Source organism: Lebetimonas sp. JH292, assembly GCF_000523275.1.
Lineage (GTDB): Bacteria > Campylobacterota > Campylobacteria > Campylobacterales > Nautiliaceae > Lebetimonas.
Genome location: NZ_ATHQ01000001.1, coordinates 212,696 through 237,080, shown reverse-complemented (window position 1 = coordinate 237,080; position 24,385 = coordinate 212,696). Strand labels below are relative to the sequence as shown.

Below are 24,385 nucleotides of genomic sequence, written 5' to 3'. Positions count from 1 at the left end.
TATGATAATAGATACACATACACATTTGGATAATGAAAAATTTATAAATGATATTGATGAAGTAATAAAAAGAGCAGAAAAAAACGGGGTTAAAAAATTTATAATTCCGGCGGCAGATCCTAAAGATTTACCAAAGGCAATAAAACTTTCTGAAAAATATGATGAAATATATTTTGCCGTCGGGGTACATCCTGTTGATATAGATAAATATGAAGAAAAACTGCTGTTTAAACATATAAATCATCCAAAATGTGTTGCGGTGGGGGAAATAGGACTTGATTATTATTGGGTAAAAGATGAACAGCAGCGTCTAAAACAAAGAGAAATGTTTCAGGCACAAATTGATATTGCAAAGGAATATGACAAACCTATAATTGTTCATGTAAGAGATGCAACAGGTGATACCCAAGAGATTATTGAAAACAACCCTGATATAAAAGGGGTTTTTCACTGTTTTAACGCGGCTGAGCAGCTTTTAAGATTTTCTGATAGATTTTATTACGGAATAGGCGGAGTTATCACATTTAAAAATGCTAAAAAACTTGTAAATGTGTTTCCAAAAATTCCAAAAGAAAAAGTGGTTATAGAAACAGATGCCCCATATCTCACACCTCATCCGTTTAGAGGTAAAAGAAACGAACCTATGTATACTGTTTATGTAAGGGATAAAATCAGTGAACTTTGGAATCTCAGTCCTGAAGAGGTTGAAAAAATTACAACCAATAACGCTAAAAGGCTTTTTAAGTTATGAAAAAATTTTTAATTATTATAATAGCCGTTTTTTTATATGGAGATTTATATACTAATAAAAATATTCAAATATTAAACAGTCTGGATATTGAAAACAGTTTTATAAACAATAAAAAATTAAATTATTTATATAAAATTTATTCAAAAAGGAAAAAAAACTACTTTTTAAATCTTTTGGAAAACGGATATGATTATCTGCCTCTTATAAGGAATCAGATAACATCCTCCAAAATTCCAAAAGAGCTTATTTCTGTAGCATTTGCAGAAAGTTACTTGAATATAGACGCAAAATCAAATAAAAGGGCCATAGGACTTTGGCAGTTTATGCCCGTTACAGCGAGAAGATTCGGACTCAAAATAAACGAATATGTGGATGAAAGAAAAGATGCCGTAAAATCCACAAAAGCGGCAATTGAATATTTGAAAAATTTGCACAAATTTTTTGGCAAATGGTATCTTGCCATTATGGCTTATAATGCTGGAGAAGCCAGAATTGTAGAGGCCGTGGTAAGGGCAAAAGTGGATAAATTGTGTAAAAAACTGGGGAAAAAATGTAAAAGAGATAAAACAATTAAAAAATACAGAAAAATAATTAAAAATTATCAAAGACACGGCAGGTATGCTTATACCCCTCTTCATAAACTTTATTTGAAATTAAAAAAAGAGCCTTTAAGTCTTGGCGAAGTGTTAAAGTATCAAAGAGGTTTAAAAAGGCAGTATCTCCCTAAAGAAACAAGAAAATATATTTTAAAAATCCTGGCAATGTCTTTTTTATTTAACAGTGATGAATTTATTAAATATTCGAATTCTTATCTTTTAAACAGCGGGGTAACGGCTTCGTGGGAAAAGGTTGAAGTGCCTCCCGGAACAAGCCTTATATATGTAAGCAGACTTTTACACGTTTCTTTAAAAAATTTAAGGGAACATAATTATCATCTGAATTATATTTTTACACCTCCTTATAAATATTATATTTATATTCCTTATGAAAAGCTCGCATATTTTAAGCTGCATTTTAATCCCAAAAAACATTTTTTTGTATATAAAATAAAAAAAGGGGATACATTAAATAAAATAGCAAAAAGATTTGATACTAAAATAAGACTTATCAGGGATTTTAATAAAATAGGAAAATTTTTGCATATAGGTCAGAGACTTGTAATTCCATTAAATTCCGTGTTTGTCAGTTATAAGGTTAAAAAAGGCGATTCTTTAAGAAAAATTGCTAGAAAATACGGAGTAAGTTTTAATAAAATTAAAAAAATTAACAATTTAAAATCTTCTTTAATAAGAATAGGAGAAGTATTAAAAATTCCTCAGGAGTTTAAATGAAAAAAACAGTGTTTTTTATAGGAATAATTTTGCTTATTTTTACGGGTTGCAGCGAAAGAGAGTATGAAACAGTGGTTTATCCGACACCCGGGGCTAAAAAAACGACTCAAAACGCTTATGCCGTAAACGGTAATGTTTATATTCCAAAAAGGCATGTTCCAATCGGATGGACACAAACAGGAATCGCCAGCTGGTACGGACCTGATTTTCACGGAAAATATACAAGCGACGGTGAAATTTACAATATGTATGAATATAGCGCAGCCCATAAAACACTTCCTATGAATACAATGGTAAAAGTTACAAATTTAAACAACGGCAAAAGTGTAATTGTAAGGATAAACGACAGAGGTCCTTTCGTAAAAGGAAGAATTATAGATTTAAGTTATGCGGCAGCTAAAAAAATCGGAATAGATGCTACAGGCACAGCACCAGTGAGAGTGAAAGTTATCGGTTTTAAAGGAAAAGATTATGTAAACGGATATATGATTCAAGTAGGTGCTTTTCAAAGGTATGAGGGGGCTGAAATTACAGCTAAAAAATATAAAAATTTAGGTTATAATACGTTTATTAAAAGTATAAACGGTTTAAACAAAGTTTTTATTACCGGATTTGAAAGTTACAACGAAGCTAAAAAATTTAAGCTTCAAAATAATATCAACGGATTTATTGTAGGAGAATAAATGACAGAGATAAAAAGAAAAACAAAAGAAACAAATATACAAATCAGTGTCAATATAAACGGGAGCGGTAAATCTGAAATTTCCACCGGTATAGGTTTTTTTGACCATATGCTTGAGGCTCTTTCCAAACACAGCGGAATAGATATGAATATTTTCTGCGAAGGGGATATTTTTGTGGATTATCACCACAGTGTCGAAGATGTCGGAATTGTTTTGGGACAGGCTTTAAATAAAGAAGTTTTTCCAATCAGTAATATTGAAAGATTTTCAAATGCAGTTGCTATTCTTGACGAAGCCGCCGTCGAAGTTGATATGGATGTTTCAGGCAGACCTTATTTGGTTTATGAAATGCCAATAGACGGGGCAATAAAAGATTTTGATTTAGAACTTGTGGAAGAATTTTTTAAATCTTTGGTATTTAATTTTAAAATAAGCGCACATATAATTTATAAAAGAGGAACAAACAAACACCATATTGTAGAATCGGCTTTTAAAGCGTTTGCAATTGCTCTTAGAAGGGCACTTGAGTTTAGAGAAAGCGGAGTGCCTTCTACAAAAGGGGTTATATAAGTGAGTTGTGAGTGGGTGAGTGGCGAATTGTGAGTTGCCAAGAGGCTAAGTTCCAAGTGAAAAATTAAAGGTAAATATATGACTGAATTGATAGTGTTTGATGTTGACGGGACTTTGACGGACGGGAAAATATATTACAGTGAAAGCGGGGATGAAATAAAGTCATTTAATACCAAAGACGGGTTGATGATAAAATCGTGGAACGCTTTGGGTAAAAAAAGTGCGATTATCACCGGCAGGGTTTCTAAAATTGTTGAAAGAAGGGCAAAAGAGCTTGATATTACAACCGTAAGGCAGGGAATAAGGGATAAAGCGAGTGAGCTTAAAAGAATAACAAATCATTTTGGAATAACATTGGATGAGGTTGCTGTTATAGGAGATGATATGAATGATTTTTCTATGTTAAAGCTTGTAAAAAGAACATTTGCTCCTTATGACGCTTCATCTTTTATTTATGAATATGTAAATTATCCTTTAAATAAAAAAGGCGGAGAAGGAGCCGTTGCTGAAATGATTGAAATTTTGTTAAAAGAAGAAAATTTATATAATAAATTTTTAAAATTATGGCAAAAATAATATTTTTTTTTCTTATATTATTTATAATGTTGTTTCCTGTTTTTATGTCTACGAAAACATATAAAAGTGTTAAACATAAAAACAATAATATATTGCCTTTAATCGAGGTTGTTAACGGAACATTTAAAAAATATAATTTTGTTGTGGAAATCAACGGAACTTTTAAAAAATTGAATATTTTTAAAAATTATTATGAATTCAATAATCTTTATGCCAATGATATAGTAAAACAAGAAAAATATTTTGCAAAATGGGCTTTAAAAAACAATAATGTTATTAAAGCTAAAAATGCGACTTATAAAAACAGTGATTATATCCTGCATTCCAAAAATGTAATTTATTATGAAACAAAAAAAATATTAAAGGGAAATGATTTTAATTTCACGTCCGATAAAGCAAAAGGAAAAGGAAAATATTTTAAAATAGACAGAAATAAAAATATTTATGCTAAAAATATAATATATTATATAAAGGTTGAAAAATGAAAAAATTAATAATTTTTTTAATGCTGGTTTTTTTACATGCGGATGATTTGAAAATTGTAAGCAAAACATTTAATTATTATCCTGATAAATTTTATTCGGATTTTAAAGGGGATGTAAACGCCACAACAGGTATTGACAATATTTTGGCCGATGAAATAAAGGTTTATTTAAATAAAGACAAATCTTTAAAAGAATTAGTTGCTTTGGGGAAAGTTAAATTTATTTTGAATCTGGATAAAAATACCACTTATAAAGGTTATAGCGATTATTTGGATTATAAAGTAAATTCCGGGGATATTATTTTAAAAGGTAATGCTTTTGTAAAGAAACTTCAGACAAATGAAAGCGTAAAAGGCGGATATATAAAATTAAATAAATTTTCAAAAAAAGCGGTTGTAAAAGGTGTAAACAAACCTGCGGTGATTATTATAAAGGTTAAAAAATGAAAGTGAAATTTTTAAAATCGGCTCCGAGTATAAAAGAGGCAATTGAGCCGAGTATGCTTGAAATAGCGCTTCTTGGGAGGAGCAATGTGGGCAAAAGCAGTTTTTTAAATGCTTTTTTAAACCAAAAAATAGCAAAAATATCTTCAACACCCGGAAAAACTCAGCTTATTAATTTTTTTGAAATTGAAGATGAAGATAAAAAATTTATTTTAATTGATTTACCCGGATTCGGTTATGCAAAAGTTTCCAAATCGCTAAAAAAAGAGTGGGGTAAAAATTTGGATCAATTTTTAAAAAATAGATTTAATATAAAACTTTTTATCCATTTAAGGGACGCAAGACATCCGAATCTTGAAATAGATGAAAATGTAGATAATTATTTAAACTCATTTATAAGACCAGACCAGCAGATAATTACTGTTTTTACAAAAATAGACAAACTAAAACAAAGTGAAATTTCAAAACTTAAAAAAGATTATCCAAATGCTCTTTTGGTGTCCAATATAAAAAAAAGAGGGTTTGACAAAGTAAAAGAAAAAATTAATCAGATTTTATGGAAAAGTTAAAAAATTAAAAATGAAAAATGAAAAATGAAAAATTAAAAGATGTTAAATTAATAAAACCGAAGTTAAAAAATATAAAAGATATTCAGGAAGTCGTAAAAGAATATGTAAACGAGGGTATAATCTTAAAAAGAGATGATGACGAAGTTGCTACAAATATCCGCTCTTATGTTGTCGCTTACGATGGGAAAAAACCCGTAGGTGTAGGCGCACTTCATATTTTTTCCCCTTTTTTGGGGGAAATTCGCTCACTTGGGGTAAAAAAGAATTATCAGGGAAAAGGAATCGGTAAAGAAATAGTAAACACTTTATTAAAAGAAGCTAAAAGCTTAGGATTAAAAGAAGTTTTGGTCCTCACTTACAAAAAAGAATTTTTTGAAAAACTCGGTTTTGTTGAAATACCGAAAGAATCTATACCGGATAAAAAAATATGGGCGGATTGTATAAAATGCAAATTTTTTCCGAATTGCAACGAAAAGCACTTTTAAAACAATTAGAGAAACAATTTTAATATTTTTTATAAATTCTTTTAGTGCTCTTTTGCCTTTTTTTCCTATATTGATAGGATTTTTTTTATTTTGTGACGAATGGATTTTAGGAGTAGTTTATATAGGTTTTTTTTCAATTATTCATAATGTAAATATTTTTTATTTACTGTTTATTTATCTTTTTTTGAAGTTTTTTTTGGTAAATAAAATTATGGATTATATTAATCCTGAATATCAGGATGTTGTGTTCGTCTTAATTGTTTATATTTTTTTATTTATCTATTTTGTTCAGTCTGTAAATATATATGTTTTGTTAATGTATATGCTGTTCAATTATTCATTTGATATTTTATTAATCAAGGTTTTTAAGTGCGAAGCAAAATCGTTATAACATTTATTTTTCTGTTTTTTTTAATTCTTATATACAGGATTTATGATTTAAGCATTCTTTCTTATTGCAAATATAATAAACTTGCAAGAGAAAACAAAGAAAAAACTGTATTGCTGCCGCCTATAAGGGGAATTATTTTTGACAGATTCAATAAGCCGGTTGCCTTTAATAAATTAAGATTCGATATTGCTTTAAAACCGCATTTAAAAAAAAATATACTAAAAGAAAAAATTGATTTTTTAAAACAGCTTGTTCCGGATATTAATGAAACAAAGCTTATTAAAACATATAAAATGTATGATTCTTTATATAATCATAAACCTGTAACTATTCTTCAATATATGGATGAAAACACTATTTATAAAATAGAGCCTTTTTTGTCAATAGACGAGGATTTTTATATTTTGCCAAGTTACTTAAGGGAATATCCGTATAAGGAAGTTTTGGCTAATGTTTTGGGATATGTTTCCCGTGCAAATATTAACGATTTAAAAAATAACAGTGTGATATCACTTACCCAAATCAGCGGTAAAAGAGGAGTGGAAAAATATTATGACAATATTTTGCAAGGAGAGGCGGGAGAAAAAAAAGTTATAGTTAATGCAAGAAACATAATATTAAAAACACTTAATGTCAAAAAACCTATTACTCATAATATTACTTTAAGTATAGATACAAATCTGCAAACATTTATTTATAATTTATTAAAAAAAGAAAATAAACGCGGTGCGGTTGTGGTAATGAAAACAAACGGAGAAATTTTGGCACTTGTTTCATATCCTTCGTATGATGATAATCTTTTTGTAAAAGGAATAAGCGTAGATAAGTGGAATAAACTTTTATTTGACATATATAATCCCCTTTTAAATAAACCTGTCAGCGGTCTTTATCCTCCGGGATCCACTGTCAAACCCGCTGAAGGGTTAATTGCTGCCGCAAGCGGGAAATGGAATCCGTGGAAAAAAATAGAATGTCCCGGGTATATTGAAATAGGGGGGAGAAAATTCAGAGACTGGAAGCCCTCAGGTCATGGAAAAACCGATTTGATAAAAGCGATAAAAAGAAGTGTTGATACATATTATTATCAGCTCGGTTTAAAAATAGGAATTAATTATTTGTCCAAAAATCTTAAAAAAATGGGATTTGGCAAAAAAACGGGAATAGATTTGCCTAATGAAAAAACAGGCATTGTTCCAGATAAAAAATGGAAGGTAAATAAATATCACCAACCGTGGTTTATAGGGGAAACATTAAATGCTGTTATAGGGCAGGGATATTTTTTGGCCACTCCTTTGCAAGTTGCTGTAAATACCGCTTTGATTGCAAGTGGAAAATTGCCAAAACCTTTTTTGGTTGAAAAAATAGACAATAATATTAAAAAGCCGGTTTTAAAAGATGTTTTAAGTAAAAAAGAAAAAAGAAGTTTATGGATAATAAGAAAAGGAATGTGGGAAGTTTGTAATTCCCCGGGGGGAACAGCCACAAGACATATTCATACCCCGTTTCCAATAGCTGGGAAAACAGGTACGGCACAGGTTTATTCAATCCCCCAGGCAGTTAAAAAAAGAAAAAGAGAGGACGAGCTTGCCTATTTTAAACGTTCCCATGCTTGGCTTAGCACTTACGGACCTTACAGAAAGCCTCAGCTTGTGGTAACCGTTTTAATAGAACACGGGGGGCACGGAGGTTCAGCTGCGGGAGATATTGTAAGTAAAATTTATACCTGGCTTTATAAAAAAGGATATATAAAATAGTGAGTGGTGAGTGGTGAGTAGTGAGTAGTGAAAATGAAAAATGATAAATTAATAAAAATTAAAGAAGATATTTTGCAAACTCTTTTTTATCCTTTTTTTCACCTGAAAATATTTCATTTCCCTATTATAATTTCTCCTTTTTCTTTTTTTGTGTAACTTACCATCATATTACCTGCAAGCTGTTTTATATCTTTGGGTGTATCTTTTTGAATAAGACCGACAGGGCCAGGGAAATCATTGCATGTCATAATTTCGAATAAGTCTCCTTTGTAGTTTTTAAGTACAGGATTTTCGTCTTTGTTTCTTGATATAATTATTTTATATCCGTTTATGTTAAAATGTCTTCCCACTTTTAAAATATCGATTTCTTTTGAGCTAAATCCAAGACTGTTTTTTAAGTCAATAACTCTTTTTGAAAAATTTGCATCGGTAAGCAGGCATCCGCCGGCAGGAGATTCTATAAAATCCTCGATATTGTATTTTTTAGCAAGTTCAAGCTGCATTCTCCTTTCCCTGCCACTTATACCCAAAAGTTTTTCTCTCTCAACCCATCCTTTTATTTCAGCAATGGTAGGAGGCAGTAATTTTGCACTGAGCGGTCTTAAAATAAGCCCTTTTGCACCTGAAAGGTTTGTAACTGCGTTCATTGCAGGAAGTCTCTGGCTCATAGGCCTTTGCCCAACCACTTCACCATTTATTATAAATTTTGCATCTATTTTTTCCATAATATTTTTAGCAACTTTAATCATATTCGCATGACAGTCGATACATGGGTTAAGATTTTTGCCATATCCGTATTTAGGGGAAAAAAGTATATTTTTGATATATTCATCTTTTATATCCGCAATATGTAATTTTACATTTAATTTTTCAGAAGCTCTTTTTAAAAATTCAATTTTTTCTTTGTTTGTTTCAAATCCTATATCAATATAAAGTGCTTCTACCGTAATGTTTTGTTCTTGAATAAGTTTTATAGCAAGGGCTGAATCAAGCCCTCCGCTAAAGAGTGCTATCGCTTTCAACAAGCTCTCCTTTCTTAAGTTGCTGAAGTTTTAAATTAAAAATTTTTAATTTATGCATTTTTTCATTTGGGGTTAAATTTTTATCTGATTTTATTTTTAGAACTTTTTCCTGATAATAAGGAATTAAAAGTTTTCTGATTTGGTTTTTTAACGCTTCGAAAGAAAGAATTTTAACTTCATCTCTTAAAACTATATCGAGCAAATCTGGATTTTTGAAATCTTCGGCATATACAAGCTGCAATTCATTTTTGTGGGTTTTAAAAACATCTATGCTTAAATATTCAACAATTTCGTCCATTATACCGGGGTTTTCATAGAGTGTTTTTATAATGCTGGCTTCTGCTATATCCAGTTTTTTATTTTGATTTTCAAATGTTTTGTTTGTTTTTGTATAAAAAAGTCTCTGGTTTATTTGTAACAGCTGGGATGTAGTTAAGATAAAATCTTCTTTTAAAATTTCCGGTAATTTTATTATATATTCTTTTAATTCATTAAGACATTTTTGTTTTTGAACGGCATTTTTTATATCATATTTTTGTATAGTTTTTTCGATTATAAAATCTTTAAAATTTATACTTTTATTTATATAATTTTCCAAATTTTCGCCGTTTTTAACAATATCGGCAGGATCTTTGCCCCCTTCAAGCAAAATAACCTTTCCCTCGAAAAATTCTCTATAAAGCATTTTGGCCGCTTTCAAAGCAGCATTAATTCCTGCACTGTCGCTGTCATATAAAATATTTGTTTTTACATTTAATTTTTTTAAAATCGGAAGATGTTCCAAGGTAAGTGCCGTTCCAAGCGTTGCAACTGCATTTTCATATCCCGCCTGATGCAGCATTATCACATCCATATACCCTTCCACTATTATTATTTCTTTTTTTCTTAAAATATGTTCCCTTGCAAAATTAAGCCCGTAAAGTGTTTTTGATTTGTTAAAAATTTTTGTGTTTGTAAAGTTTATATATTTTGCGGGATGATTTGTTATGGTTCTTCCCCCGAAAGCTATTATTTTATTGCTTGAGGAAAAAATGGGAAATGTTATTCTCTCAATCAGACGCGGATACTCGTTGTTTACAAGAACGCCAAGTTCATTTAAAGCCTTAAAATCTAATTTGGCGTTTTTAAAATATTTTATCTGTGTTGTTGAATCGGGTGCGAATCCGAGGGAAAATTTTTCTATGGTTGAATCTTTTAAGCCTCTTTCTTTTAGATATTCAAGAGCTGTTTTGTTTTTATATAAATTTGAAATGTAATAATTATTAACTGATTCTAAAATGTCAATTTTTATAAACGATTTTGATGATGTGTAATCAAGTTTAAAATTGTACATACTTGCAAGTTTTTCTATAGCCTCTGGATAAGAAAGTTTTTCCATATCCATTACGAATTTTATGGCATCGCCGCTTGCACCGCATCCGAAACAGTGGTATATCTGTTTTGCAGGACTTACTACGAATGAAGGGGTTTTTTCCGAATGAAAAGGACAAAGGGCTTTATAGTTGCTTCCTTCTTTTTTTAATTGGATATAATTTCCTATAACATCTACAATATCTATGATACTTTTTAAATTTTCTATCGATTCGTTTTTTATCATAATGGAATTATAATAAAATAATGTATAATTGAAAATAATTTTTAACTTTACATTTTTAATTTTTCATTCATTTAAGGATTAAATATGCGTGACCCTCTGTTTCAGATTATTTTATTTATAATAATTATACTTTTAAGCTCTCTAATAACTATAGCTATTGGAAGGTTTAGGGAATATTTAAAAGAACAAAAACTTCATAATTTTTTAAAAGATTTTGAATATTTGGAAATTGAAAATGTTAAGCTTGATTCTTCTTCTGTTGAAGCGCTTGTTTTGCTTGCCCGTGCTTATAAAAAAGAGGGGGATTATGAAAAAGCGTTAAAAATTTATCTATGGATAAATAAAAATGTAAAAAGTGTTGAAATATTAAAAGAAATAACAGCTCTTTATGTAAAAGCCGGTTTTTTGGAAAAAGCAAAAACCGTTGCATATCAGATTCTTCAAATCAGGCCAAGAGATAAAGAAACGCTTAAAACTCTTTTAATAATAGACGAAAAACTTGGCAATTATAAAGAAATGATAGATATTATAGAAATATTTGAAGAACTTGGTGTCAATCTGGAAAAAGAAAAAGCAAACGCCATTTTGAATTATCTTAAACTTGAAAGTTGTAAAGAATTTTGCAAAGAATTTAAAAGTATAGATGATGTTTATAAAAAATATCCTTTTATTAAAAGGGAATATATCTCATATTTATTACAAAAAAATCCTGAAAAAGCCTATGAATTAATTGATGATAAAGATATTTATAATTTTCTTGATTTAATTTTTTACAGGAGTGATATACCAAAAAGATTTAAAGAAAACGGTAAATGGAAAATTACTGAATTTACACCTTTTGAAATTAAAGTTTTAAATTATCTTCCAAAAGATTTTGCCACTTTGGAATTTGAGTATGTTTGTAAAAACTGTAAAAAAACTTTCCCTCTTTATTCCAAAAGATGCCCCAATTGTAATGAACTTTTCAGTGAAGAGGTTATATTTAATTTAACCGAACAAAGAAATCTTAAAAATATAGAGCTTTAGGCATACCTGTAAGCCGGGTTCTGTTTTGGAGGCTATTTATCTTTGCGCACACTTTGCAGTGCCGCTTGAGCGAAGGGTAAATATGCAAGGCTTTACCATCCCTTCTTGCTGCGGAGTGGGTTTACCGGCGGAATGTATTGCTACATTCCCGGTGAGCTCTTACCTCACCTTTTCACCCTTGCCTGTGGGTTTAACCCCATCGGCGGTTTGATTTCTGTGGCACTTTCCCTCGCCTTTCGGCGGCAGCCTGTTAGGCTGACTCCTGCCTTGCCGCAGCCCGGACTTTCCTCCTTTTGGGCAGCCTCCCGGTATGCCAGCTCCATCAAAAATCCAAGAACTTGAACTTTTGGTGGAGCTGTGGGGAATCGAACCCCAGTCCGCCAGTAGAGTACCCCAAGCGTCTACACGCTTAGTTTATTGGTTTTACTTCTTTCCAAGGCCCAACAAACAAAGCCTTTTTGGAAAGAGGGATGCTAAAGTTTCGAAATAAAGGCCGCATCCGAAGCTTTTATTTCTATCCACACTTTACTCTTCGTCCGAGGCTGTGGCAAACCTCACTGGACGAAGGCGCCCGAATTAATGATTAGGCAGCAGCTCTTGCTACTGCTGGGCTATAATTTGTGTTATTTACTGCGTTTATTTTTAATGAGCCGTTTTAGTGCTTACTCAGGCACGCGTGCAGCTTAGGGCTTTCTACCCACGTCGAAATCCGTGTCAGCCCCAGTAAAAATAAGTTATAAGTTAAAAGTGTAAAGTTAAAAATATATTATAAAACATTTCATTTTGCACTTTAATTTTTCATTTTCAACTTACATTTACTGCGGCTGACAGTAAAATTATATCAATTTTTCCTTAAAAAATCAAGTCCTTTTTAAGAAAAGTTTAAGTTTTAATTTAATAAAAGTATTATAACTAAAAAGTAAGACAAACGCTCAGGAATTAATTATTTCTTTTATATTTTTTGCCGTTTTTGAAATGTTTTTTATTTTTTCACTGTTTTTAAGCGAATCGTCTAAAAGAATTTTTATAAAAGCGCTTCCTACAATTACCCCGTCAACGCCTTTTGCTTTTTCTTTGGCTGTTTTTTCATTAACACCGAACCCTATAAATAAAGGGGTTGAAGTGATGTTTTTTATGTATTCAATAATTTCTTTTAAATCTTCCTGTTTTGCGGCACCTGTAATTCCGGCATATGCCACGAGATATATAAATTCTTTTGGGTTTTTAAGAATTTTTTTGATTCTTTCTTTAGAATCGGTTGGTGCCACAAAGGAAATTAAAGGGAATTTACTCTCATAATATTGTGCTTCTTCGAACGGCAGGTCCGGAATGATAAAACCTTTGATATTTGCCTCTTTTGCTTTTTTTACCATAAAATCATAACCTTTATGATAAAAATTATTAAAATATCCCATCCAATAGGTATCTATTTTATTTCCTGTTTTTTCACCTACTTCAAACAAATCGTCCATTTTAAAACCGTTTTCCAATGCCCTTTTATCAGCTTCCTGAATTATTGGACCGTCAGCTACGGGGTCTGAAAAGGGAATGCCGAGTTCAATTCCATTCACCCCGTTTTCTTTTAAAGAGTTTATTAAATCAATGGTGAAATTTTTATCCGGATAAGCGCAGGTTATATATGCTATGAGTTTTTTCATTCTTTTCCTTTGTGATATAATTATATGAAATTATATCAAAAGGCAGGTAATGAAAAATACTATTTCAAAATTACAAAAAAAAGAAAAACTTACTATGATTACCGCTTATGATGCTCTTTTTGCAAAAATTTTTGATGATATTGCAGATATTATTTTGGTGGGAGACAGTTTAAATATGTCTTTTATGGGAGAAAACGATACATTGACAGCTACAATGGAGCAGATGATATATCATACCAAAGCCGTGTGCAACGGGGCAAAAAAAGCTTTTATTGTATGCGATATGCCATTTGGAAGTTATTCTACACCCAATAAAGCGCTTGAAAACGCAATAAGGGTTTATAAAGAGACAAAAGCGGATGCCGTTAAACTTGAAGGTGGAGCTGAAAAAGCGGATACCGTTAAATTATTGACAAATAACGCCATAGCTGTGGTGGGGCATATAGGTTTAATGCCTCAGTTTAGCAGAAGTGAAGGTGGGTATAAAGTAAAGGGAAAAGACGAAATTTCCCGCCAAAAGCTGCTTGAAGATGCCAAAGCAATAGAAGAGGCTGGTGCGGTTATGCTTGTAATCGAAGGAGTAAAAGAAGAAGTCGCAAAAGAAATAACTGAGATAATAAAAATTCCTACAATTGGAATAGGCGCAGGGAGATATACGACCGGCCAGGTTTTAGTCTGGTCTGATATGCTTGGATTTTTTGAAAGCTTTAAACCTAAATTTGTAAGACGTTATTTAAACGGGGCTGAGATGGTTAGAGTTGCTGTCAAAAAATATGTAGATGATGTTAAAAATTCCAGATTTCCGGGCGTTGAAGAGATTTATTAATGAGAATAGTCGAAATAGAAAAAGTAAGTTTTGAAGAAACATACGAAAAATCATTAAGACCTAAAAATTTTGATGAATATATAGGTCAGGAACAGATTAAAAAAAATTTAAAAGTTTTTATTGAAGCGGCTAAAAAAAGAAGCGAAACGGTTGATCATATTCTTTTTTTCGGCCCTCCCGGACTTGGTAAAACAACTTTGGCCAATATTATTGCAAACGAAATGAATTCGAGTATTAAAACAATAGCCGCTCCAATGCTTGAAAAAAGTGGAGATTTGGCGGCAATTTTAACTAATCTTGAAGACGGTGACATTCTGTTTATAGATGAAATTCACAGATTAAAATCTACAATCGAAGAAGTTTTATATTCAGCCATGGAAGATTTCAGGCTTGATATTGTAATAGGAAGCGGACCTGCGGCTCAAAGCATTAAAATTGATGTCGCAAAATTTACTCTTATCGGGGCCACTACAAGAGCCGGAATGCTGAGTAATCCTTTAAGGGACAGGTTTGGAATGAGCTTCAGACTTAATTTTTACAATGTTGAAGAATTAAGCCTTATTGTTAAACTTGCAAGTAAAAAACTGAATATCGGTATAAATAACGATGCCGCAGTTGAAATAGCCAAACGTTCGCGGGGAACCCCGAGAATTGCCTTAAGGCTGCTTAAAAGGGTAAGAGATTTTGCCGAAGTGGAAAATAAAAAAACAATAGATAAAAATATTGCCGATTTTGCACTTGACGCTTTGGGAATTAACGAATACGGATTTGACGAACTTGATATCAGATTTTTAAGTTTGCTGGCCGAGGCTAAAAAACCTCTGGGACTTTCAACTATCTCTGCGGCTTTAAGTGAAGATGCGGATACAATAGAAGAGGTAATTGAACCTTTTTTAATTGCAAACGGATTTATAGAAAAAACGCCAAAAGGCAGAATTGCAACAAGAAAAACATATGAAATTTTAAATTTTACGCCTTGCAGTCTATTTTAGGGGGAAAAATGAAAATTTTGGGAATTCTTACATTAATTATAGGTTATTTTGTATATCTCACATATAAACCGTATTTACTTGATATTGCAATAGCTTCTCTTATGGCTGTGGCTTTTGGAAAAGTTATATATTTTATTTCATTAAAAATTAAAAATAAATATTTAGTAAGTACAATAGTTACATTTATTTTTGCTTTTTTGATTTTCGGGCCTATTTTATATTTTATTTTCAAAGCGGGAAGTGTTATAACCCAAATAGATATAAATGAAATAAAAGATATTTTGACTAAAGCTCAGAATCTTATTCATTATCTTCCATCATTTATGCAAGATGAAGTAAAAACTTATATTAATCCGGAGCATATTACTCAAATTTATAATACCATTATGCCTTTTGTAGGAACAATTACAGCAAAAAGCGCCGTGTTTTTAAAAGATGCGTTTTTGATAGTTATATTTTTCTTTTTTGCCGTTTTATACGGAAAAGAAACACTTTTGTTTTTACAAAAGATAATACCTCTTGAAAATGAAAAGCTTGAAAAAATATTTTTCGGAACAAGCGAAGTTATGAGTATAGTTTTTTATTCCACTGTTTTAACGGCATTATTAGAGGGTGTATTGTTCGGATTTATTGTAAGTATATACGGGCTTAACTTTATATTTTTTACAGTTATGTATGCTTTTGCATCACTTATTCCTGTTGTAGGCGGTATTTTGATGTGGGGGCCTGTAAGTTTATATTTATATGCTCAGGGAAACAGTGAGGGAGCGTTAATAGTTGCAATATATTCTGTGGCTATGATTTCCGTTATAGCGGATACATTTATAAAACCGATAATTATAGATAATGTAAAAAAATTGTTTAAAGGGGAATTTGAAGTAAATTCACTCCTTATATTCTTTTCTATTCTTGCCGGGCTTTCATCTTTCGGGCTTTGGGGCATCATAATAGGACCTGCCGTAACCGCGATGTTTTTGTCAATAATTAGATTTTATGAGAAAATTGAGTAAAATAGACTAAATTTTCCTAAATATTTTATATAAAAAACTTGACAATATAAAATTTATTTTGTATAATAATACTGTCAATTAAACATAAAGAGTGACAAAATGAAAAATAAGGTTGAGTTAGTTTTAGAGGAGTTAATAAAAAATTATTTAAAAGAGGAATCTCCAATAAGCTCAACTAAACTGAAAGAAAAAGCAAATTTGCCTTTTTCAGCTTCTAGTATAAGAAGCTATTTGCAGAAATTAAAAGAATCAGGATTGATAGAAAAAGAGCATTTGGCAAGCGGTTCCAAACCTTCCCAAAAAGCCTTAAAAGCTTTTTGGAGAGAATATTTTGAGGAATTTGATCCGGATTTTAACAAGCTGGAAGAAAAAATAGAGTTTAATAATCTTTATTTTACGGCTAAGATCTTTGAAAATGAGTTGCTAAAAAAGGTTTATAAATATCATAAATTTATAATTCTTGAATTTGAAAAAAACGAACTGATATTTAAATATGATGAAAATATCTTTAATTTTTTAAAATCACTTGAGGGTGTATATATCACTCAGATTGAATCATATTTGTATCATTTAAATTTAACTGAATTAATTAAAAAAATTGATTCTGTATATGAATATTTATGTTATAATCAAAAAAGATTATTTGAATTTTCTCAAATAATTGATATTAAACCTTTTATAAATTTCGAATTTGAAAAAATTCGAAAAGGTTTAAATTTTATGAACAGCATACTTATATATAAAGATTTGAAAAAAGTTGAAGACAAATGGTATGAATATATATTGATAGGCGATATATATTCAAATTTTTTGAACCTGTTCAGTGAAGGAGGGGCTGATGAACAAAAATGAAAAGTTAAAAATGGAAAATGAAAAAAATAATCAAAAAAACCAAGAACAAAATGAAAAGCAGCAAATTGATGTGGAAGCTTTGAGAAAAGAAAATGAAGAATTAAAGCAAAAGCTCGATGAAGCACTCAGGGCTTATGCAAAATGTGAAAACGATAAAAAAATCATTAAAAAAGAAACAGATGCACTGATAGAATATGCATATGAAAAATTTGCAAAAGATTTACTGCCGGTAGTTGATTCGCTCGAGCTTGCAATTGTTCATGCCGGTGATATAGAAAATAAAGAAGAAGCTTTCGATAAACTTGTCGAAGGCGTGGAGCTAACACTTAAAAAAATGCTTGATACATTTAAAAACCACGGAATAGAGCCTGTTGAGCATGATGAATTTAATCCTGAAATTCATCAGGCGATTCAGCATGTTCAAAGTGAAGAGCATGAAGACGGTGCAATAGTGGATATTTATCAAAAAGGTTATAAATTAAAAGACAGACTTATAAGACCATCAATGGTTACAATAAATAAAAAATCTTAAGGAGGGAAAAATGGCAAAAGTAATAGGAATAGATTTAGGTACAACAAACTCAGCAATGGCATACTATGACGGAAAAGATGCAAAAATTATACCAAATAAAGAAGGTAGAAACACAACCCCATCAGTAGTGGCTTTTACAGACAAAGGCGAAGTGTTGGTGGGTGAACCTGCCAAAAGACAGGCAATTACAAATCCGGAAAGAACCATTTATTCAGTAAAAAGAATTATGGGTATGATGTGTAATGAGCCAAAAGCCCAGGAAGCTAAAAAACACGTTCAATATAAAATTGTGGATAAAAACGGAGCTTGTGCGGTGGAAGTGGACGGAAAAGTATATACTCCGCAAGAAATTAGTGCAAAAATTTTAATGAAACTTAAAAAAGACGCAGAAGAATTCTTTGGAGAAGAAGTAACAGAAGCTGTAATTACAGTACCTGCATACTTTAATGACTCACAAAGAAAAGCGACTCAAGAAGCTGGAAAAATTGCAGGACTTAATGTGTTGAGAATTATCAACGAACCTACAGCTGCGGCGCTTGCCTATGGACTTGACAAAAAAGGTGAAGAAAAAATTCTTGTATATGACCTTGGAGGGGGTACATTTGACGTAACAGTGCTTGAAATCGGCGATGGCACATTCCAGGTACTTTCAACAGACGGTAACGCATTTTTGGGTGGTGATGATTTTGACCAAAGAATTATGGAATGGTTGATTAGCGAATTTAAAGCAGAGAGCGGAATTGATTTAAGCAATGATAAAATGGCTCTTCAAAGGTTAAAAGATGCAGCGGAAAATGCTAAAAAAGAATTATCAAGTAAAGAAGAAACTGAAATAAATTTACCGTTTATTACAGCAGATCAGACAGGGCCAAAACATTTGGTTAAAAAACTGACAAGAGCAAAATTTGAAGCGATGATTGACGATTTGTTGGCTGAAACATTAAAACATATTGATACTGCGTTAAACGATGCAGGACTCAGCAAAAACGAAATCAATGAAATTGTAATGGTTGGAGGAAGTACAAGAATTCCAAAAGTCCAACAACTGGTAAGCGAATATTTTAACGGTAAAAAACTTAATAAATCTGTAAACCCTGATGAAGTGGTTGCACTTGGTGCGGCAATTCAGGGAGGAGTTCTTAAAGGCGAAGTAAAAGATGTATTGTTACTTGACGTTACACCGTTAAGTCTTGGTATTGAAACACTCGGTGGGGTAATGACAAAAATTATTGAAAAAGGTACAACAATACCTGTTAGAAAATCACAAATTTTCAGCACAGCTGAAGATAACCAGACAGCGGTTACTATTCATGTATTGCAAGGTGAGGCAGAACTTGCAAAAGACAATAAATCACTTGGACAATTCAATCTTGAAGGAATTCCGCCAGCACCAAGAGGTGTGCCGCAAATAGAAGTTACATTTGATATAGACGCAAACGGTGTATTGAATGTTAGCGCAAAAGACAAAACAAGCGGAAAAGAACAAAAAATTACAATTACAGGAAGTTCAACTTTAAATGAAGAAGAAATTCAAAGAATGATTAGAGAAGCTGAAGAAGCAAATAAAAAAGAAAAAGCAAGAATTGAAGCTATAAAAGCAAGAAATGAACTTGACGCTGTTGCATATCAGGCTGAAAAATTCATAAAAGACAATAAAGATAAACTTGGTGACATAAGTGCACTTGAAGCTAAAATCAAAGAAGCAAAAGAACTTATTCAGGCACAAAGCGAAGACAAAGCAAAAATTGACAGCTTAAAAGCTGAGCTTGAAGCCCAGTTGCAAAAAGCGGCTCAGAATATGGCGGCAAGCGGACAGGCTCAAGGTGGAGCACAACAGAATCAACAACAAAATAAAGGCGGGGACGACGACGTAATAGATGCAGAGGTTGAATAATCCTCTGCTTTTTTTATTTTAAAATTAAGTGTCTGTCACTGTAATTAGTATATATTTTTTATTATTTAATATAAAAAGCATAATTTACTCAGTGCCTAATTTTAAATTTAAAACTGATTAAATAATATGAAATAAAAAGTACCCTTAATCAGGAGGCTGTGTAGCTATTTGCCTTTTGGCTTTTTTGTAGTAAAAAATTTGTTCTCTTCCCCCGTATATTTAATTAATGCATTAATTTTTACATTATGGATTAATGTTGTTGAGCGGAATTTGTTTCATTAACTTCATTAACAATTTTAAATTCTTTAATGGCAATTATATTGTTACCGTCATAAATACTTACTCTCCAATTACCTGTAAAAAAAGGTCTGATTTTTATGTTTGAATATGTTCTCCATCTTAGGCCTTTGTATATAGGAAGTTGTATATCGGCATACAGCTTCCATATGTCATTAACATTTTTTTCCCATACAAAATCTATCAGTCTATTCTCCTCTATATTTGTAAATTTTGCAAATGCAAAAACTTTTTTATCTTTTGTGGTAAATACATCGGTTATTTCAACAGGTGTGAGATTTTTTACATTCTTGCATGTTGTAAACTGTTTTAAATTATATGAAAACGCAAAAACAGCAAAAAACATAAAAGCAATTTTTTTCATTTTATATCTCCAATATTAAACTTACAGGTCCTTCATTATTTATTATTACATTCATTTCGGCTCCGAATTTACCGCTTTTACAGGTGCAGTAATTATTCAATTCATTTAACATTTTATCATAAAATTGCTGTGCCAATTCTTTTTTCATAGCATATTGAAAATTGGGTTTTGTCCCTTTTTTGGTAACTCCGGCTATGGTAAAGTTTGGAATTAAAAGTATTTCTCCGTCAATATCTAAAATGCTTTTTGAAAAATTTTCAAATATTCTTAAGGTTGCAATTTTTTTTGCCATTTTATAAATATTTTCTTCTGTATCGGTTGATTCAAATCCGATTAAAACATTTAGTCCTTTATTTATTTCACTAATTAATTTATTTTCAACAAAAACGGCAGAATAATTAACTCTTTGAATTATTGCTTTCATTAATTAATTCCTTTAAAAAATTTATTGTGTTTTCATTATCATTTGGGCATTCAACCACTTTATAATTTTTTATACCAATTTCTTCTGCAAGGTATTTATACTCAATTTTAAGTTCTAAATCTGTTTCTGAATTGTCTATCATAAATGAAATGGGATAAATTAAAACATTTTCATTTTTATATTTTTTAAGCTTTTCGTGTAAATAAGGTTTTAGCCATTCACTCGGTCCGAATCTTGACTGATATGCTAAGTTTATAGATTTAAATTCAGGTAATAATTTTTTTAAAATATTTACATGCTCATTTACTTCTTTTTCGTATGAATCACCTTTTTTTATGATACTTTTTGGAAGTCCGTGGGCTGAAAATATTAAATTCCAATTTTTAGGATTATCAATTGAATTTAAAATATTTGCTTTAATTATTTCATTAAATTTTTCATTTTTATAAAAAGGTTTTATTATTTTATATGGAATTTTTAAATTAAGCTCTTTTATTTCATCAACACTACTTTGGTATGTTGTAAAAGAGTAGTGTGGATAAAGTGGTAAAAAGATAATTTCTTCATATTTTTGTAAATCTAAATCTTTTAAATTTGGTTTTGTGTATCGCATGGAATACAAAACATCAAAACTGCTGTTTTTAAGTTTTTTAGATATTTGTTCAGTAATTTTATAAATTCTGCTGCCGCCGATTTTTTCATAATTTTTCCATACTTTTTTATATCTTATATTTGAAATAAGGGGCGCAAGAAAATATCTCAAAGGCGAGTTTATTATTCTTTTATCCATAAACATATTAAATAAAAATTCTTTAAGTTCTTTTTCACTTCTTGCCCCTCCCATATTCATCAAAACTACCGCTTTCATTTTATTTCCAGATATTTGTTTATTTCTAAGCCGAATCCTTTCAAAGAATTAAATTCGCTTTTTTTGTGTGAAAACAGATTTAAATTTTTTATTCCAAGGTTTTTGAGTATTTGAGCCCCAATACCGAATTCTTTGTTTTTGTCTTTTGAATTTGAATTTATAAAAACAATAACCCCGGAATTATATTTTATATATTCCAAAACTTTATTATATTCATTTATTAATTGTTCATTTAAAAGAAAATCTACATTGCTCATAACAGGATAAAATTTTACATTTGTAGTTTCTTTAGGATTGTTTGCTAAGACATAGTGTTTATTGCCTAAATGGTCAATAAAAGTTATTTTTTCAAAATCAATTCCTTTTAAATTGATTTTTTCTTTTTTTTCAATGCTCAATAGGCTTTCATACTGAAGTCTGTATTCTACAATATCGGATATATAAACAATAGAGAGATTATTTTGTTTTGCAAATTCTTTCAAATCTCCTCTTCTGGCCATTGTCCCGTCTTCTTTCATTATCTCACAAATTACCGCTACAGGATAGACTCCAGCAAGTTTGCAAATATCCACACTTCCTTCTGTATGGCCGGTTCTGACTAGTGCCCCTCCGTCTTTTGCAATTAACGGGAATATATGCCCCGGTCGCACAAAATCGTCCGGTTTTGAAACAGGTGAGCTTAATTTTTTTATAGTCATATCTCTTTCATATGCACTGATTCCAGTTTTGGTTTCTTTTGCATCCACGCTTATTGTAAAGGCTGTTGAAAAATTCTCTTTATTTTGCGGAACCATAGGAGTTAAATCAAGATTATCAGCTATTTCTTTTGTTAAAGATACACAGATTAAACCTTTGGCCTTGCTTGCCAGAAAATTTACTTTTTGGGGAGTTGAAAATACTCCAGCATATACCAAATCCCCTTCATTTTCCCTGTCTTCATCATCAATCATTATAATGATATTGCCTTTTTGAATTTCTTCTATTGCTTTTTTTACTCTTTCAATTGAATCCATTAATTGCCTTTTTATGAAATTTTACTATAAAGGCCGCTAAATGTAATAAAAAGTCTTATTGCATTCATCATTGCCAGATACTGATTATAATTTCTGTCACCTTTGAGGTGTAAAAGTTCTACTTTAAGTTCTTTTTTGTTTGCCACGCCTATATATACAGTTCCCACTGGTTTTTGAGGCGTCCCTCCTGTAGGTCCGGCTATTCCGCTAACGGCCAGGGCATAATCCGCCTTAGAAATTTCAAGTGCCCCGAGGAGCATTTCTTTTACTGTTTGTTCGCTTACAGCGCCGTATTTTTCAAGTGTCAGCTCTTCAACCCCAAGCCATTCGTGTTTTATTCTGTTTGCATAAGTCACAACGCTTCCGTCAAAACAGTTGCTGCTTCCTGAAATTTTTGTTAGAGTGCTTGCAATAAGCCCTCCTGTACAGCTTTCTGCGAATGTTATTTTTTTAGGAGGCAGATTGTTTACAATATGCTCGAATATATTTCCGAAAACAGTATACGGAACAGTGCTTAAAATTTCCTTTTTTATATTAAAATCAATAGGTTCGGTGTAAATTTTTATTATTCCCGCTTCTTCGAAAATAACGGGGTTTATTTTATAGGCGTTAAAAACAGGCTCCAACAGCAGTTTCGCACTCTCTATATCCAGATTAAATATGTTTATTTCTTCATATTCCGGGGATATTATTAAAATTTCAGGTATTTGGTCTTTTAATAATATTATATTTATTTGATAATAAAAATCAATTAAGAAGGAATTTTTAGAATATTTTGCCATTTCAGGAACCAAAAAATTATCTTTTACCACTAAATTTTGATTTGTAAGGTTTGCAAATATTTTGGCTACAAGAGGATAAGAATTTTCATCTGTGACAATTATTGTTTCTTTTTGGGGCTTAAAATTAATATCGAATTTATCTAAAAACGTAAGTTTGTCATAATCAATTTTTTTTAAAAGTTCATCTCTTAGATTTTTTTTAAATTTCCATGCTTTTCCCACGAAAAAAACTTCCATTGTTTATCCTTTTGTTATAATTAAGATATTGTATCAAAAAGGAGAAAAAAATGAAAAAAAACAATTTGCCTGAATATACCTTGCCTAAAGAGAAAGTGTTTAAAAAAAACGGAAAATTGAAGGATAAATTTTATGAAAAAGAACTTTTAAATCTTCAAATAGAGCTTGTAAAACTTCAGACATGGATTCAAAAACATCAAAAAAGAATGCTAATAGTTTTTGAAGGAATGGATACCGCGGGAAAAGACGGAACAATAAAAAGAATACTTGAACATTTAAATCCAAGGTTTGCCAGAAGCGTGGCTCTTGATAAACCAAGCAATAAAGAAAAGAGTGAATGGTATTTTCAGAGATATGTACCTCATTTTCCGGCCGGTGGAGAAATGGTATTTTTTAATAGAAGCTGGTACAACAGGGCAGGGGTTGAAGTTATTTTCGGATTTTGTACTCATGAGGAATATTTAAGATTTATCCGTCAGTGTCCGAGATTTGAAGAACTTATAGTAGATGATGGAATAAAATTTTTTAAATATTATTTAAACATCAGCAAGGAGGAAATGTATAAAAGATTAAAATCACGTGAAACGGATCCGCTAAAAAAATGGAAACTCTCAACACTTGACTGGAAAAGTTATGAGCATTATGATGAATATCAAAAATTAAAAGATGATATGTTTGCCGCAAGCTCAACTCCTTATGCACCATGGGTTATAGTTGATGCAAATGATAAAAAAAGAGCAAGAATTAATATAATAAGGGATATTATCTCCCAGTTTGATTATGATGATAAAGATTATTTTTTTCTGCCTGATCCTACTATTGTGAAATTTGTTTCGCATATTGAATAAAATGGAAAGTTAAAGATTAAAAGTGAAAAATTGTAGATAATTTATTTTTCATTTTGCACTTTTCATTTTTCACTTAACATTTATGGTATAATACTTCGCAAAAAA

At 30.9% G+C, this 24,385-nt stretch carries 26 protein-coding genes and 2 other RNA genes; 18 read left to right on the top strand and 10 right to left on the bottom strand.

From position 1 onward, the window contains the following. Position 1 precedes the first annotated feature (1 nt). From DZ64_RS0101415 to mrdA, 10 genes are all read left to right on the top strand, one after another. Complete coding sequence (locus tag DZ64_RS0101415; RefSeq protein WP_024789131.1) at positions 2-751, top strand: TatD family hydrolase; 750 nt, start codon at positions 2-4, stop codon at positions 749-751. Further along, positions 748-2,082, top strand: a complete 1,335-nt coding sequence (locus DZ64_RS11310) for a lytic transglycosylase domain-containing protein (RefSeq protein ID WP_024789130.1) — start codon at positions 748-750, stop codon at positions 2,080-2,082. The genes DZ64_RS0101415 and DZ64_RS11310 overlap by 4 nt, the downstream gene beginning before the upstream one ends. Next, positions 2,079-2,765: a septal ring lytic transglycosylase RlpA family protein gene (locus DZ64_RS13880; RefSeq protein WP_024789129.1), complete on the top strand. Its 687-nt coding sequence runs from the start codon at positions 2,079-2,081 to the stop codon at positions 2,763-2,765. The genes DZ64_RS11310 and DZ64_RS13880 overlap by 4 nt, the downstream gene beginning before the upstream one ends. Then, the gene (gene hisB, locus DZ64_RS0101400; RefSeq protein WP_024789128.1) at positions 2,766-3,335 is read left to right on the top strand and encodes an imidazoleglycerol-phosphate dehydratase HisB; all 570 of its coding nucleotides are present in this window, start codon (positions 2,766-2,768) and stop codon (positions 3,333-3,335) included. Positions 3,336-3,413: 78 nt separating this feature from the next. Then, positions 3,414-3,911, top strand: coding sequence for an HAD family hydrolase (locus DZ64_RS0101395; RefSeq protein ID WP_024789127.1), 498 nt, complete (start codon positions 3,414-3,416; stop codon positions 3,909-3,911). Then, positions 3,899-4,396 (top strand): hypothetical protein, encoded by a 498-nt coding sequence (locus DZ64_RS0101390; protein ID WP_024789126.1) that lies wholly within the window; start codon positions 3,899-3,901, stop codon positions 4,394-4,396. Before DZ64_RS0101395 ends, DZ64_RS0101390 begins: the two co-directional genes overlap by 13 nt. Continuing rightward, entirely contained in the window at positions 4,393-4,842 is a 450-nt protein-coding gene (locus tag DZ64_RS0101385; protein ID WP_024789125.1) for an LptA/OstA family protein, read from the top strand. Before DZ64_RS0101390 ends, DZ64_RS0101385 begins: the two co-directional genes overlap by 4 nt. Beyond that, a complete protein-coding gene (yihA, locus tag DZ64_RS0101380) occupies positions 4,839-5,408 on the top strand; it encodes a ribosome biogenesis GTP-binding protein YihA/YsxC (protein WP_024789124.1) in 570 nt (189 codons plus the stop codon). The genes DZ64_RS0101385 and yihA overlap by 4 nt, the downstream gene beginning before the upstream one ends. Positions 5,409-5,425: 17 nt before the next feature. Further along, on the top strand, positions 5,426-5,893 hold the full coding sequence (locus DZ64_RS0101375) for an N-acetyltransferase (protein WP_024789123.1): 468 nt from the start codon (positions 5,426-5,428) through the stop codon (positions 5,891-5,893). Positions 5,894-6,262: 369 nt separating this feature from the next. Beyond that, entirely contained in the window at positions 6,263-8,038 is a 1,776-nt protein-coding gene (gene mrdA / locus DZ64_RS0101365; RefSeq protein ID WP_024789121.1) for a penicillin-binding protein 2, read from the top strand. A gap of 113 nt (positions 8,039-8,151) precedes the next feature. Here mrdA and DZ64_RS10405 read toward each other — a convergent pair whose 3' ends face one another. Both DZ64_RS10405 and dnaG read right to left on the bottom strand, forming a co-directional pair. Then, on the bottom strand, positions 8,152-9,060 hold the full coding sequence (locus DZ64_RS10405; protein ID WP_236618624.1) for an argininosuccinate synthase domain-containing protein: 909 nt from the start codon (positions 9,058-9,060) through the stop codon (positions 8,152-8,154). Continuing rightward, positions 9,038-10,657, bottom strand: a complete 1,620-nt coding sequence (gene dnaG, locus DZ64_RS0101355) for a DNA primase (RefSeq protein WP_024789120.1) — start codon at positions 10,655-10,657, stop codon at positions 9,038-9,040. The genes DZ64_RS10405 and dnaG overlap by 23 nt, the downstream gene beginning before the upstream one ends. 84 nt (positions 10,658-10,741) lie before the next feature. On the opposite strand from dnaG, the gene DZ64_RS0101350 reads away from it, so the two are divergent. Further along, complete coding sequence (locus tag DZ64_RS0101350; RefSeq protein ID WP_024789119.1) at positions 10,742-11,683, top strand: lipopolysaccharide assembly protein LapB; 942 nt, start codon at positions 10,742-10,744, stop codon at positions 11,681-11,683. Here the strand turns inward: DZ64_RS0101350 and rnpB are convergent. The 3 genes from rnpB to trpA form a co-directional block, all read right to left on the bottom strand. After that, an RNA gene (rnpB, locus tag DZ64_RS11645) (RNase P RNA component class A) lies at positions 11,677-12,000 on the bottom strand. The genes DZ64_RS0101350 and rnpB overlap by 7 nt on opposite strands. A 30-nt stretch (positions 12,001-12,030) precedes the next feature. Next, positions 12,031-12,405: a transfer-messenger RNA gene (gene ssrA, locus DZ64_RS11720) on the bottom strand. Between the two features lie 210 nt (positions 12,406-12,615). Continuing rightward, complete coding sequence (gene trpA, locus DZ64_RS0101340) at positions 12,616-13,341, bottom strand: tryptophan synthase subunit alpha (protein ID WP_024789118.1); 726 nt, start codon at positions 13,339-13,341, stop codon at positions 12,616-12,618. Positions 13,342-13,390: 49 nt separating this feature from the next. Between trpA and panB the strand changes: the two genes are divergently transcribed. From panB to dnaK, 6 genes are all read left to right on the top strand, one after another. After that, positions 13,391-14,167: a 3-methyl-2-oxobutanoate hydroxymethyltransferase gene (panB, locus tag DZ64_RS0101335; RefSeq protein ID WP_024789117.1), complete on the top strand. Its 777-nt coding sequence runs from the start codon at positions 13,391-13,393 to the stop codon at positions 14,165-14,167. After that, the gene (ruvB, locus tag DZ64_RS0101330) at positions 14,167-15,159 is read left to right on the top strand and encodes a Holliday junction branch migration DNA helicase RuvB (protein WP_024789116.1); all 993 of its coding nucleotides are present in this window, start codon (positions 14,167-14,169) and stop codon (positions 15,157-15,159) included. Before panB ends, ruvB begins: the two co-directional genes overlap by 1 nt. A gap of 8 nt (positions 15,160-15,167) precedes the next feature. Next, positions 15,168-16,169: an AI-2E family transporter gene (locus DZ64_RS0101325; RefSeq protein ID WP_024789115.1), complete on the top strand. Its 1,002-nt coding sequence runs from the start codon at positions 15,168-15,170 to the stop codon at positions 16,167-16,169. Positions 16,170-16,268: 99 nt separating this feature from the next. Continuing rightward, positions 16,269-17,021, top strand: coding sequence for a hypothetical protein (locus tag DZ64_RS0101320; protein ID WP_024789114.1), 753 nt, complete (start codon positions 16,269-16,271; stop codon positions 17,019-17,021). Further along, the gene (locus tag DZ64_RS0101315; RefSeq protein ID WP_035003027.1) at positions 17,008-17,553 is read left to right on the top strand and encodes a nucleotide exchange factor GrpE; all 546 of its coding nucleotides are present in this window, start codon (positions 17,008-17,010) and stop codon (positions 17,551-17,553) included. The genes DZ64_RS0101320 and DZ64_RS0101315 overlap by 14 nt, the downstream gene beginning before the upstream one ends. Before the next feature lie 10 nt (positions 17,554-17,563). Further along, the gene (dnaK, locus tag DZ64_RS0101310) at positions 17,564-19,447 is read left to right on the top strand and encodes a molecular chaperone DnaK (RefSeq protein ID WP_024789112.1); all 1,884 of its coding nucleotides are present in this window, start codon (positions 17,564-17,566) and stop codon (positions 19,445-19,447) included. A 250-nt stretch (positions 19,448-19,697) separates the two neighbouring features. Here dnaK and DZ64_RS0101305 read toward each other — a convergent pair whose 3' ends face one another. From DZ64_RS0101305 to DZ64_RS0101285, 5 genes are read right to left on the bottom strand one after another with little or no spacing between them, the layout of a single operon-like run. Beyond that, positions 19,698-20,108 (bottom strand): DUF2914 domain-containing protein, encoded by a 411-nt coding sequence (locus DZ64_RS0101305; protein WP_024789111.1) that lies wholly within the window; start codon positions 20,106-20,108, stop codon positions 19,698-19,700. 1 nt (position 20,109) lies between these two features. Continuing rightward, positions 20,110-20,532, bottom strand: a complete 423-nt coding sequence (gene dtd, locus DZ64_RS0101300) for a D-aminoacyl-tRNA deacylase (RefSeq protein WP_024789110.1) — start codon at positions 20,530-20,532, stop codon at positions 20,110-20,112. Then, complete coding sequence (hemH, locus tag DZ64_RS0101295; RefSeq protein WP_024789109.1) at positions 20,507-21,400, bottom strand: ferrochelatase; 894 nt, start codon at positions 21,398-21,400, stop codon at positions 20,507-20,509. Before hemH ends, dtd begins: the two co-directional genes overlap by 26 nt. Beyond that, complete coding sequence (locus tag DZ64_RS0101290) at positions 21,397-22,413, bottom strand: bifunctional 3,4-dihydroxy-2-butanone 4-phosphate synthase/GTP cyclohydrolase II (RefSeq protein WP_024789108.1); 1,017 nt, start codon at positions 22,411-22,413, stop codon at positions 21,397-21,399. Before DZ64_RS0101290 ends, hemH begins: the two co-directional genes overlap by 4 nt. Before the next feature lie 11 nt (positions 22,414-22,424). Further along, entirely contained in the window at positions 22,425-23,432 is a 1,008-nt protein-coding gene (locus DZ64_RS0101285; RefSeq protein WP_024789107.1) for a CinA family protein, read from the bottom strand. 50 nt (positions 23,433-23,482) lie between these two features. On the opposite strand from DZ64_RS0101285, the gene ppk2 reads away from it, so the two are divergent. Beyond that, positions 23,483-24,280, top strand: coding sequence for a polyphosphate kinase 2 (gene ppk2, locus DZ64_RS0101280; RefSeq protein WP_024789106.1), 798 nt, complete (start codon positions 23,483-23,485; stop codon positions 24,278-24,280). Positions 24,281-24,385 lie beyond the last annotated feature (105 nt).